This is a genomic window from Porphyromonas crevioricanis, from assembly GCF_900476255.1.
GTDB classification, from domain to species: domain Bacteria; phylum Bacteroidota; class Bacteroidia; order Bacteroidales; family Porphyromonadaceae; genus Porphyromonas; species Porphyromonas crevioricanis.
In genome coordinates, this window is sequence record NZ_LS483447.1 from 1,449,579 (window position 1) to 1,462,351 (window position 12,773).

Genomic DNA, 12,773 nt, shown 5'->3' on the forward strand with positions numbered 1-12,773 from the left:
CGATCTTGCGATCGCCCGGTATCTTTTGGGCCACCATTCGGCAACTTCTTTTGCGTGGCACCTAAATGGAGCAGAAACATCCCCTCAAGCGAATGCTTTATCTCTAATAGTTCTCTTTTAGGAAGAGGTGTTTGTTTGCTTTTCTTTTTTCGAATAATTAGAGGTTAGCCAACGGCCTCCCTGAGAGAGGAAGCCATACCTCACACCTCTAATTGTCCTTTTCCTGTATTAAACCGTATCGGTATGCCTCGAGCAAATCCTTCAAGTCTTTTACCTGCTCAATCAACTCTTTCCCCTTATCGGTATCGCGTACCAAAATGCGGTGAGAGGTATGCTCTCGTACCACACTTACACTCTTTATATCTCTCATGTTCTCCACCGCTTCTCGTTTGCTGGTGAAAGGCTCATGTTGTACCAATTGCAAGCCTTGAGAATTGAATATAAGCGTATATCCGGCGATACCCGTAGATGATTGATAAGCTCGGCTAAAACCTCCATCGATGAGCATCAACTTTCCTCCCGCAAGTAGCGGCTTCTCTCCTTTCTTTGCTTTTACCGGTACGTGCCCATTTACGATGTGTGTGTCAGGGCCTTCCAAGCCAAACTCCTTGAGAATCATTTCACAAACTTCCTGCTCTTGACGGTAGACAAAGTACCACCCCTTTTGCTCATGGTGGGTTGTTTTGTCTTCGATGAAATATCGTTCAAAAGTTGTCATGGCAGATTTATCGAAAAGAGGAGAGTCAGGGCCACACCAGAGGTACCACATATAGTCTAAAGCCTCAAGTTGTTCAGGGCTTCCCACTTGCCCATTGTGGGCTCTTCGCACCAATTCATCGATTTTGTCGTAGAGAGCCTTACCCTTATACGTCTTTCCCTCAACGGTTACTTCTTTGAGGGTCTTGTCTTCGTTTAGAGGTACGGATGCGTGGTAGAGCAGGGTCATATTGTAGGGCAAATACATAGAGCCTTTGCGGTAGAAACACTCCATGTGTCTATTGAGGCGTTCACTCTCACGGAAGCTCCTCATTAGTTTATTTACCACTATGCTTTCTTCCTCGGTCATTCGGTATGGATCTTTTGGATCTATTGTTGGGAAATGAGTGTCCAGCATTGGGTAAGTTTCTCCAGAGGGTAGGGTAATACTTCCGGATTTGAAATCAATGCGATGCAGTAAGTCTCTATCTGCCATCTTGTATTCTGGATGCCGTACAATCAGTTCGTGTTCGAGCTTGAATTGTATTACAGACATCGCTTTGTGCATTTGGCTGATCAGATAGACGCTTTTTTCATCATACAACTCGTCGGCCCCCGACAATTTGGGTTGAAATACAGCACAGGGATCATTGGCGTAGGTCTCCATGGCAAATCTTGCCAATGGCAGGATATTGATCCCATATCCATTCTCCATCGTGTCAAGGTTGGCATACCTGAGAGCGATACGAACAGTATTGGCCATGCTGGCGGCATTCCCGGCTGCAGCTCCCATCCAAAGCATATCATGGTTTCCCCATTGAATGTCGAATTGGTGATAATTCATCAAAGTGTCCATGATATGCTGAGGGCCAGGGCCTCTATCATATATGTCTCCGACAATGTGTAGGTGATCTACTACTAGACGTTGGATGGTATTGCAAATGGCGATGATGAAGTCTTCAGCCTTACCTATCTGCAATATGGTAGAGAATATACTGCTGAAATAGGCTGACTTCTGAGGGTTAGCTCCATCCTCGTGCAGAAGTTCTTGTATGATATAGCTATACTTGGGTGGCAAGGCTTTTCGCACTTTGGATCTGGTGTATTTCTCTCCTACCTTTCGGCAGAGTTTGACCAATTGATTAAGTGTAACCATGTACCAATCGTCATTGAGAGCTCCTTTTTCGTGCAACTCTGCCAATTTCTCTTGTGGATAATAGATGAGCGTGCATAGCTCACGCTTTTCCTCCTGCCTGATCTGGCCACCAAACAAGTTCTCCACCTTGCGAGCAATGGAGCCACTGGCATTTTTAAGCACATGGTTAAAGGCTTCGTACTCTCCGTGCACATCAGCCAAAAAATGTTCTGTGCCCTTCGGAAGGCTGAGTATTGCTTCCAGATTGATGATCTCAGTAGCTGCTTCTGCTGCTGTTGGAAAGCTTTTAGCAAGCTGATGTAGGAATTTTAGGTCTTTATTTTGCATTTCCTTGATACGGGTTAGGTTTCTGTTACAGCCGAATTAGAACCAAAAGTCTCACAAACCCCTTGGAACAAGCCAAATTCAGCGTGTATCTTAAATATCCGGATAAAACTACGAAAGTTTCCTATTGTTGCCAAAATGAATGTAATGTAAGACTGTTGTAGCAGTTTCATAATTGGTGTGATTTTACGGCAACTCTCAGTATATCGCAGTGAAAACAGACCAACGAATAGTAAAAAGAGTTGCTATTTTCATTCAGAAAGAGTACAAAGAGTTGCCGAATAAGAGCCGTCGAATCCTTTATTGCACACCCAAGAGCATTTGTGTATCTTTGCCCAAGACCAGATAATAACGAACTAAGTCAGAGCCTCATGCCCAACAATGCCGCCAGTCGCACCAAGGAGTTGATGATAGATGTAGCTAGACAGCTCTTTGCCAAGATTGGAATTTCTAATACAACGATGAATGACATAGCCGATAAATCAAAAAAAGGCCGTCGTACCATCTACACGTATTTTAGAAACAAGGCCGACATTCTCACCGCTATAATCCAAAAAGAGCTGGATACTTTGGCTGAAAACCTCAGGGCAGCAAAATCTGCACGTTTGAGGCCGGAGAATAAACTGATACACTTCATTTATATCCATTTGGAGTCCATGAAAGACATTGTAAATCGCAATGGCTCTCTACAAGCGGAGTTTTTCAGTGATATTCACATGGTGGAGCGTACCAGAAGGTCTCTGGATAGAGAAGAACGGGCAATGATCAAGGAAATACTGGATGAAGGGGTAGCCAATGGTCATTTCTCTATTACTAATACTCAGATAGCCGCTTCAATCATCTTGGGCTCGATCAAAGGGCTCGAAGTGCCTTATATTGCGGGGCGTATCAGGAACAAGAATGGAGAGATTTTCGATGAGTTTCGCTGTACAGTGGAGCAAATGCTCCTCAATGGAATTCGTCCGAAGCACCCCAGATCAGCATCATAATGGACAGATAATCAGAAAACATAAATACACGGAATAGTAGTATGAAACTTTTAGAAGGAAAAGTAGCTTTGATCACTGGGGCTGGGCGAGGTATCGGCAAAGCCATAGCACACAAATTTGCGACAGAAGGAGCTTCGGTAATTATTACTGATCTCAATATCGACAATCATGTACAAGATTTTGTTGCTGAGATAGAATCTATGGGCGTGAAAGCCAAAGCTTATGCCTCAAATGCAGCCGACTTCGAGGCTGCACACAAACTTGTGGAAGAGGCTGTGGCAGATTTCGGGCGAATTGATATTTTGGTAAATAATGCTGGTATCACTCGTGATGGCTTGATGATGCGCATGAGCGAACAACAATGGGATATGGTCATCAATGTCAATTTGAAATCGGCCTTCAATCTCACACATGCAGTTACTCCTGTGATGCTTAAACAGCGTTCTGGCAGCATTATCAACATGGCTTCCGTTGTAGGTGTATCGGGGAATGCTGGTCAGGCAAACTATTCAGCCTCTAAGGCCGGTATGATAGGTCTTGCTAAAAGTATAGCTAAGGAGTTAGGTTCCAGAGGCGTGCGTGCCAATGCTATCGCTCCAGGCTTTATTATCACGGATATGACAAACGAATTGAGTGAAGAAGTGCGCAAACAATGGGCCGCACAAATACCTTTGCGTCGAGGAGGTACACCAGAAGATGTGGCTAATGTGGCTACTTTCCTGGCCTCGGATCTGTCGTCCTATGTGACCGGGCAGGTAATTCATGTTTGTGGAGGGATGAACTGCTAAGAAAATTTCTTTGTTTTGTTTTCGAGCCATGGCTGCTCTGCTCTTTGTCAGCGCAGCCGTGGCTCGTGTATGTTGATAGGACTAAAGAGGCTCCAACAACAGGGAAGATCAGTAGGTAGACATTGTGCAAGTTTTCAAAGACCTGTTACAGCCATATATATTCATCAGCAAGTAATGCAAATAGTTTACGAAGACAATCATTTGATTGTGGTATCTAAAGCTGTGGGCGAAATCGTACAAGGCGATAAAACAGGAGATCAGCCTTTGGTAGAGAAGCTCAAAATCTATCTCAAGGAAAAATATCACAAGCCTGGAAACGTCTTTGTTGGCTTGGTACACCGCCTGGATAGACCTGTGGCTGGATTGGTGATTTTTGCTAAGACAAGTAAAGCTCTAAGTCGGATGAATAAACTCGTAAAAGAAGGAGGTGTACGCAAAGCCTATTGGGCTCTGGTGGAAGCAAAACCGACTCAAGTATCCGGAAGATTAGTGAACTACCTGCTCAAGAATGAAAAACAAAACAAAAGCTATGTAGTGGCAAGAAATCACCCTGGAGCCAAAAAGGCGTCGTTATACTATCGTCTGTTGGGGAGTGGTGAGCGATACCATTTGCTGAAGGTGTTGTTGGAGACTGGTCGGCATCACCAAATCCGATGTCAACTTTCTCACATAGGTTGTACGATCAAGGGTGATCTTAAGTATGGAGCTCGCAGATCCAACCCCGATGGAGGAATATCTCTACTAGCACATCAATTGAGCTTTGAACATCCGGTTTCTCATCAGACTATTGATTTAGTAGTTCCTCCAGAACTTATCGATCCTTTATTCACTTCCATTTCCCAGAATACGAGGGGATAAAGCCCTAGATACAGAAATCTCACCAGTGAACATTATTTTGTTATTTTACCTGCCAAAACGTAAGATTATACAATGAAAGACGCAATTATATTGGGGATTGAAAGTTCTTGTGATGATACTTCCGCCTCTGTTGTCGCCGGGTGTAAACTATTGAGCAACGTAATAGCTTCTCAAGCCGTACATAGTGCCTATGGTGGGGTAGTACCGGAGCTTGCCTCTCGTGCTCATCAGCAGAATATCGTTCCGGTAGTAAAGCAAGCAATAGAGAAAGCTGGTATAGGCATGAAAGATATAGATGCGATAGGCTTTACTCGTGGGCCAGGTTTGTTGGGTTCTTTACTTGTAGGTAATGGTTTTGCCAAAGGTTTGAGTATTTCTCTTGGCATCCCCCTTGTAGAAGTCAATCATTTGCAGGCTCACGTCCTTGCTCACTTCCTGTACGAAGAGGGGGAATCTCATGAGTCTCCAAATTTTCCCTATCTCTGTCTTTTGGTATCTGGGGGAAACTCTCAGATTATTGTTGTTCGTTCGCCTTTCGATATGGAAGTTATGGGTCAGACGATAGACGATGCCGCAGGGGAGGCTTTCGACAAATGTGCCAAAGTTATGGGTTTAGGCTATCCCGGAGGGCCGGTGATCAATCGATTGGCAACAGAAGGAAATCCTAAAGCTTTTTCTTTTGCCCGCCCCAGAGTGCCGGGTTTGGACTACAGCTTCAGCGGATTAAAAACGAGTTTCCTATATACTTTGCGAGATGAGTTGGCTAAGAATCCCAATTTCGTGGAAGAGCGAAGGGCTGATTTGGCGGCCTCTCTACAGTACACTGTGATCGAGATTTTAATGTCAAAGCTACGATTAGCCAGCAAACAACTTGGAGTCAAACGTGTAGCTCTGGCAGGCGGGGTCTCTGCCAATACCGGATTGCGGGCGGCATTTGAGGCCCATAGAGATCGTTACGGCTGGCAAATATTTATCCCCAAATTTGCCTACACTACGGATAATGCAGCGATGGTAGCCGTGACTGCTTATTTCAAATACAAAGCCGGTGATTTTTGTCCTCTTAATCTCCCTCCATTTGCAAGAGTTACGGTTTAACAATGGAAAACACGACTACGTTAGTCAAGGCCATAGCCAGCAGTTTGATCGCAGCCAGAGAAACTCTCTCTACGGCAGAAAGCTGTAGTGGTGGAGTTTTGGCTTCCTCAATCACTTCTCAGAGTGGAGCTTCGGCTTATTTCGAGGGAGGAGTGGTAGCCTATTCGTATGCAATTAAAACATCCTTTTTAGGCGTTTCAAGATCAGATCTTTTGACTTATGGAGCCGTTTGCGAGACTGTGGCTGTACAAATGGCAGAAGGGATCAGAAGACGTTGTGGTAGTACTTATGGCTTGGCAACCACTGGCATTGCTGGTCCTGAAGGAGGTAGTCCGGACAAACCTGTCGGCACCGTATGGATAGCTGTAGCTACTCCTGATGGGACCTACACAGAGTGCTTGCATTTGGATGGATCACGACGTGACATAATGGGATTGACAGTCAATCATGTTTTAGATAGGCTTTATAAGCTCATATCGGAAGATAAATCCTGCTAATTACACAGAACACACAGCTTACTTAACTAAGAAAATTATGAAACGTAACTCCTTGTACTTCTCTCTTGCACTTTTGCTCTTCATTGCAGGACAGTTCCCCTCTCAGGCTCAGAAAAATGCAGATAGATATTGCCGTGTGGGAATGTCTTATGAAATAAGCTCCTCCAACAATTGGGGAAAAGGAAAGCCCGTACTTATAGGGGTACAGCCCGGAACCCCTGCTGCTGAAGCTGGTCTCAGAGCTGGCGATATCATTGAGAAAATCAATGGGATTCCTTCCTCTCAGATGAATGCAGAGCAGATCGATGCTGTTCTCCGTAAGAGTGCCGACAATATATTGTTGGAAGTCAGCAATTATAAATATCGAGGAAGACAAATGCCAATGGGGCGTGACTGCTATTCCAGAAATGAGTTTTCCGAAGCTGATATGGCTCAGGCTTTTGCCCATTATAGCTTAGAGGATGAATCGGAGAGACGTCTGGTATATCCTTTTGCATACACTGTTGATTCTCTTTTCTCTTTCGAACATTTCAAGACTTTTGCATTTGCTGTTTCTCAAAACAAAGCAACAGCTGAAGTAGATAAGGCTATCTATGAACTGGTGGCCCAATCTTTCTATGCAAAAGGATTGAGAGAAGACAGTAGCCAGCCCGACATCGTGGTAGATTGCTTCTACGCATTGGCCGTCAATCGATCCTATGATGCCAACTACGCAAAAGAAATTCCCCAACGTACATGGCGCTATGAACCTGCACTGAAAGATATGGTACAAAAACCTTTCTTACCAGTAGGAGCTCCTCGTGAAGCGGCAGAGCATACTCTTTCTTTCGGCTTGAGACTGCTGGATGGTAAGAATACAAATCACTTACTGTGGCAATGTCGAGCAGAAGAATATCTATCCGATCCAATGTCTATTTTCGACTACGCTCAGCTAAGCATTCCTATGATGCTCATGCAATTCCCTTTCGTTCGCTACTACAAAAAGCCGATATATACCATTGCACGTCATAGGTTTCTCTATACGGGGGTTCGTTATCGTGCTGATATGCCCTCGGAAGTATTCTCTGTAGATTTTAATTCCCCGGCAGCAAAGGCAGGGATATTGGCTCATGATAGGATCATAGCGATCAATGGACAAGAATTAGGAGCTAAATCTGCCACACAACATTCCAGTGAATACAAAGATTTTCTAAGCCATACACTCCATTACCGAGATGTGGCAACCTCTTTCACGGATAGTCGAGGAATTGAGCACTGCCGTTATTGGCACAAAGAGCACTACGACAAACTTGCCAAAATATTCAGTGGGAAAAAATTCAATACTCCTTTTGCCTATCTCTTTTTCTTTCGTCCTTATATTAATTCAGAGCAGATGTCTTCTATTGTGTTTGAAGTCGCTAACGAATTTGGGCGTCGAGCTGTAATCGTTTCACCAAGCCCGATAGACAATTCATATGTATCTCTTTACTAATCAAGATCTTATTTTGGAAGAACAACAATTGAATGAATCATTAAAACCTATTTGTCCTTGTCTGGGGATAACCTCCTCTCTCAGGATAAACAGATTGGTTGAAATAGGGGCTTATGTCGATGCTGCAGGTGTAGAGGTACTATTGCCTCGTAGGTATTTGCCCACAGGTGCTGCAGAAGGCCAAATGATCGATGCCTTTGTCTATCACGACAATGAGGGGCGACTAATTGCGACTACTCTGCATCCTTTAGTCGAAGTAGGGCAGGTGGCTACCCTTACGGCCGTTAATGTGACCCGGCATGGAGCCTTTATGCAATGGGGAATCCATCGAGATTTGTTTGTGCCTTATGCTGAACAAAGCGATGAAATTCGAGAGGGGTACACTTATTTGGTTTATGCCTACATAGATGAATTGAGCGGGAAGATAGTTGGCTCGACAAAATTGTCCAAACATTTGGGAAATGTTCCTCCTTTGTACAAGCCGGGAGACAAAGTTGAAATTCAAGTTTATGGGCGGAATGACTATGGCTATAGGGTTGTGGTGGATCACCAACATTGGGGGATGATATACTATTCGGATATCTCGACTCACCTCTCTCATGGGGATAAGTCTGAGGCTTATGTTATCCGAGTGAGAGAAGATGGTCGTCTGGATCTCTCTCTTTCTGCTGTAGGCTATGGTAAAATAGCCTCTGAAGCAGAATGGCTGATGCAATTGCTCCACAAACACAATGGACATTTGCCGATAGGGGACAAAAGCAGCCCAGAAAAGATTCGATCTGTCTGCAAAATGAGTAAGAAGACCTTCAAGACAGCAGTCGGGATGCTGTACAAAGAGGGCAGGATCGTAATAGATGCAAACTTTATAGCATTAAAAGAGAAGTAGGATTGAGGGAGAATTCTTTCTATAGTATATGTCAGAGAATGTATTCGTATCTCAGAGGATGTGAGATATATGGAATATTTTTTTTGGTGCAATCTGACGGAAATATCAATCGAAATATGTATATTTGCGCGGTATAGGTAATAAAAGATGACAGAAAATATATAAAGCGAATTAGTCAACTATGAAAAAGACAGCTACATTTTTATGTGCATTAGCCCTTGTCATGGGTTCAATGAGTGCACAAGAGGAGCGTTTGATAACCACCGACATTACTCCTTTCTCCCTACAGACTCCCTCGAACTCTTTTGGAGCGGGAAAATACCAGTGGAAGCCCTTGAGGACTACTAATGTTGAGCTCAAAGATGTTCTTCACAATAGAACCTATAACATGGATGCTATCCTGAAGGAAGGAAAGTCTGTTTTGATAGACTTCTCTGCTGTTTGGTGTGGCCCATGTTGGACGCTTCACCAGTCTGGGAACTTGGATAAGATTTTGAGGGAATTGGGTCCTGAAGGAAAGAATAAACTCGAACTCTTTTGGGTTGATATAGAGGGCTCCAGTATGGAAGTTTGGAAAGGTAAAAAACCTAGTTTAGGAGACTGGACTCATAATGAGACATGGATTGTCCCGATGGTTTCTGATGCTGATCTTTCCGGTAAGATTGGGGTTCCTGTAAAATTTGTTCCTACGCTAGTCTTGATTGGACCTGATGGCAAGTATATAGACGTCGCTGGTCCGGTCAGAAGTGGAAATATAACGGCTTTAGAGGATATCATGAGTGATAACATTACTCCCAATGACAAGCCTCAGGTGGTAGTAAAACCTTCTCGCTCTGTTTTGACTAAGGAGAGTATTGTGCTCTCTGTCAAAGTTGTTTCTATCCCAGAAGTTACCTATCAATGGACAATAGCAGGAGCAACTCCGAATTCTTCTACAGAGGCAACTCCCACTTGTGTATGGGCTACACCGGGAGAATATGAAGTGAAACTTGTTGTTACCAACAAGAATGGTTCTACAGAAGAGAAATTTATAGTGAAGGCAGAAGACAAAATACTTGTCAAGACATTCCCTTACAAGGAGGGGTTCAATGATGTAGATTTGTCTCCTCAATGGAAAACGATTGATGCTAATGGCGATGGAAGTACTTGGGAGACGACCATCAATGCTGTGGCTCCTTTTGGTGTTTCTGCTGATTTTGCCCAGAGTATTTCTCCGGACAAAAGCAGGAACAATATGCTCAATTGGTCTTTTCTGCCAAGTAGTATTGATGGAGGGGGTATACAGGGAAAATCTGTGTTCCCAAAGGATTATCTAATATCTCCTCAGATTGAGATTCCCAATGACGAAGATGCCAAGCCGGGATGTGTAATCTATGCATTAGAGTTGAGTCAAGAGAATAATACGATTGGTACAACGTCTATGTATGTGTCTACGACAGGACTGAAGCTGGATGACTTTACTGAGCAGGTACTGAGTCCTTCTGTACTGATAGGCAGCAATGGTTGGAAGAGCTATGCCGTTGATCTGAGTAAATTCAAAGGTCAAAAGATTTATGTAGCCATCGTACACGAGGATAAAGGAGACAAAGGACTTGCTCGAGTATTGGATAACTTCACAGTTACTATGGATGGGACCATTTCTACCAAGCCTATCGCTTCTGTAGCAGCGATTGTTACGAACTACGATGCTGCTGCGGCTGTACTTACAGTGGAGGCAGAAGGCTTACGTAGCGTGAGACTGTTTGACACGAATGGACGTGTTGTTGCTTTTGCCGAGGGAACCGATTGTCTGGAATTGAGCTTAGGGGATTTGGCACCTGATGTGTATGTAGTACAGATCAATACAAAGGACGGTGTTGAGGTTCGCAAGTTGATGATTCAGTAAATCGAATAAATAGACATGTATCTGAGAGAGGGGAGCACTTTCAAGTGCTCCCCTCTTTTTTTGATTTCATTTCATCAAAGTCTGGAGCTTTTTTCTTGAGTTCCAGTGTAGAGATACCAAACAAGAGACTTGCTTGTGTTGATTGTTATGTATCTTTGCGACTGAGGCTTCCGGTTCTTGCTCTGAACTTATCGAAAGTGATCTTGAGAATAGAGGACTTCAAGAGAAGAACAGAAGGGAGGACCTAAGATGAAACAAAGGATACAATCAGCATAGCAATTATGTGTGGAATAGTTGGATATATAGGACGCAGAGATGCTTATCCCTTTCTTATTTCCGGACTTAAACGTCTTGAATACAGAGGGTATGACAGTGCAGGTATTGCCCTGCATTCCCAAAACAAGAAACTCAATGTGTACAAGACCAAAGGGAAGGTAGAAAACCTCGAAAATTGTATGCAAAATGAGGACAAATCTGGCTATATAGGCATTGCACATACTCGTTGGGCAACACACGGAGAACCATCCGATTTGAATGCACACCCACACTATTCCTCCAATGGTCAACTCGCATTGGTGCATAATGGCATCATAGAGAACTATCGTGATATTAAGAGCGATCTGGAGGAGAAGGGCTATACATTCCGTAGCGATACGGATACAGAGGTCTTGGTGCAATTGATTTCCTATGTCAAATCCGCTTACAAGTTGAACACATTCGAGGCCACACAGCTTGCCCTAAAACAAGTGATCGGAGCTTATGCTATTGCTGTATTGAGTTTAGATGAGCCAGATCGTATCGTGGCTGCTCGCAAGAGCAGCCCTTTGGTAATTGGCATAGGGCAAGATGAGTTTTATTTGGCATCTGATGCTTCGCCCATCGTAGCCTACACCAAAGATGTAGTTTATCCGGAGGACAATGAAGTAATAGAGCTGATGCTCGGCCGTTCTATCCGAATAGAAAACTTGGAAAAACAAGCTGTATTTCACGAGGAGCAAAAAATCACCTTGGATATTGGCATGATAGAGAAAGGAGGTTACCCTCATTTTATGCTCAAAGAGATATTCGATCAGCCAAGAGTTTTGAGAGACTGTATGAGGGGGCGCATAAATGCCGATGCAAGTTTGGTAACCCTGTCTTCCATCATAGACTATCGTGAACGATTGTTGGCTGCACAGCGTTTTATTATCACAGCCTGCGGTACTTCTTGGCATGCTGCTCTGATTGGCAAACAGTTGATTGAGTCTATTGCTCGGATTCCGGTAGAAGTGGAGTACGCCTCGGAATTTAGATACCGAGACCCGGTGATTATGTCGAACGATGTCGTGATCGCCATTTCACAATCGGGAGAGACAGCTGATACCTTGGCCGCAGTCAAACTAGCTAAGAGCTATGGTGCATACGTATATGGTATATGCAACTCTATAGGTTCCTCTATTGCACGAGAGTCTGATACAGGCACTTATATACACGTGGGGCCCGAGATTGGAGTTGCTTCGACAAAGGCTTTTACTGGACAAGTCTGTGTACTGGTGATGTTAGCTTTGTGTCTGGCTCGTGAAAAAGGTACAATAGAGCCAATGAGATATAAGGAATTAGTGCAACAGTTAGCCGGTGTTCCCGATGACATAGAGGAGATATTGGCTTCAGCATCACAAATAGAGAAGCTGGCACCTATTTTTACCTATGCGCGTAACTTCCTTTACTTGGGGCGTGGGTATAACTACCCAGTGGCATTGGAAGGGGCTCTCAAATTGAAAGAGATATCCTACATACACGCTGAAGGATATCCAGCTGCTGAAATGAAGCACGGTCCTATAGCTTTGATAGACGAAGAGATGCCGGTTGTATTTATCGCCTCACACAATAGCCTATACGAAAAAGTATTGAGCAATATCCAAGAGGTCAAGGCTCGTAAGGGACGTATATTGGCCATCGTAAGCAAGGGGGATACAGACATATGTCAGATGGCAGATTATGTAATTGAGTTGCCCTCTATCGATCCTGCTCTTGAGCCGTTGCTGACTGTAATCCCACTGCAGCTTTTATCTTATTACATAGCTGTAACCAAAGGTAGAGATGTAGACCAACCTCGCAATTTGGCGAAGAGTGTCACGGTAGAATAAAG

10 protein-coding genes are annotated in these 12,773 nt (G+C 43.9%); 9 read left to right on the forward strand and 1 reads right to left on the reverse strand.

Annotated features, from left to right (window positions below):
* Nucleotides 1-208: 208 nt before the first annotated feature.
* Nucleotides 209-2,179 (reverse strand): fructose-bisphosphatase class III, encoded by a 1,971-nt coding sequence (locus tag DQN70_RS06320; protein ID WP_023939207.1) that lies wholly within the window; start codon nucleotides 2,177-2,179, stop codon nucleotides 209-211.
* Nucleotides 2,180-2,547: 368 nt separating this feature from the next.
* Between DQN70_RS06320 and DQN70_RS06325 the strand changes: the two genes are divergently transcribed.
* The 9 genes from DQN70_RS06325 (at nucleotide 2,548) to glmS (ending at nucleotide 12,771) form a co-directional block, all read left to right on the forward strand.
* On the forward strand, nucleotides 2,548-3,165 hold the full coding sequence (locus DQN70_RS06325) for a TetR/AcrR family transcriptional regulator (protein WP_023938392.1): 618 nt from the start codon (nucleotides 2,548-2,550) through the stop codon (nucleotides 3,163-3,165).
* Nucleotides 3,166-3,206: 41 nt separating this feature from the next.
* Nucleotides 3,207-3,953 (forward strand): 3-oxoacyl-[acyl-carrier-protein] reductase, encoded by a 747-nt coding sequence (fabG, locus tag DQN70_RS06330; protein WP_023938391.1) that lies wholly within the window; start codon nucleotides 3,207-3,209, stop codon nucleotides 3,951-3,953.
* A gap of 174 nt (nucleotides 3,954-4,127) precedes the next feature.
* Entirely contained in the window at nucleotides 4,128-4,811 is a 684-nt protein-coding gene (locus DQN70_RS06335) for an RluA family pseudouridine synthase (RefSeq protein ID WP_023938390.1), read from the forward strand.
* A 72-nt stretch (nucleotides 4,812-4,883) separates the two neighbouring features.
* Nucleotides 4,884-5,906 carry a tRNA (adenosine(37)-N6)-threonylcarbamoyltransferase complex transferase subunit TsaD gene (gene tsaD / locus DQN70_RS06340; protein ID WP_023939205.1) on the forward strand — a complete coding sequence of 341 codons (1,023 nt, stop codon included), beginning with the start codon at nucleotides 4,884-4,886 and terminating at the stop codon, nucleotides 5,904-5,906.
* A gap of 2 nt (nucleotides 5,907-5,908) precedes the next feature.
* Entirely contained in the window at nucleotides 5,909-6,403 is a 495-nt protein-coding gene (locus DQN70_RS06345) for a CinA family protein (protein WP_023938388.1), read from the forward strand.
* Nucleotides 6,404-6,440: 37 nt separating this feature from the next.
* Nucleotides 6,441-7,874, forward strand: a complete 1,434-nt coding sequence (locus tag DQN70_RS06350) for a PDZ domain-containing protein (RefSeq protein ID WP_023939204.1) — start codon at nucleotides 6,441-6,443, stop codon at nucleotides 7,872-7,874.
* Complete coding sequence (locus tag DQN70_RS06355; RefSeq protein ID WP_023939203.1) at nucleotides 7,858-8,760, forward strand: CvfB family protein; 903 nt, start codon at nucleotides 7,858-7,860, stop codon at nucleotides 8,758-8,760. Before DQN70_RS06350 ends, DQN70_RS06355 begins: the two co-directional genes overlap by 17 nt.
* Before the next feature lie 181 nt (nucleotides 8,761-8,941).
* A complete protein-coding gene (locus DQN70_RS06360; RefSeq protein WP_023938385.1) occupies nucleotides 8,942-10,645 on the forward strand; it encodes a T9SS-dependent choice-of-anchor J family protein in 1,704 nt (567 codons plus the stop codon).
* A 281-nt stretch (nucleotides 10,646-10,926) separates the two neighbouring features.
* Complete coding sequence (gene glmS, locus DQN70_RS06370; RefSeq protein ID WP_023938240.1) at nucleotides 10,927-12,771, forward strand: glutamine--fructose-6-phosphate transaminase (isomerizing); 1,845 nt, start codon at nucleotides 10,927-10,929, stop codon at nucleotides 12,769-12,771.
* Nucleotides 12,772-12,773: the final 2 nt, after the last annotated feature.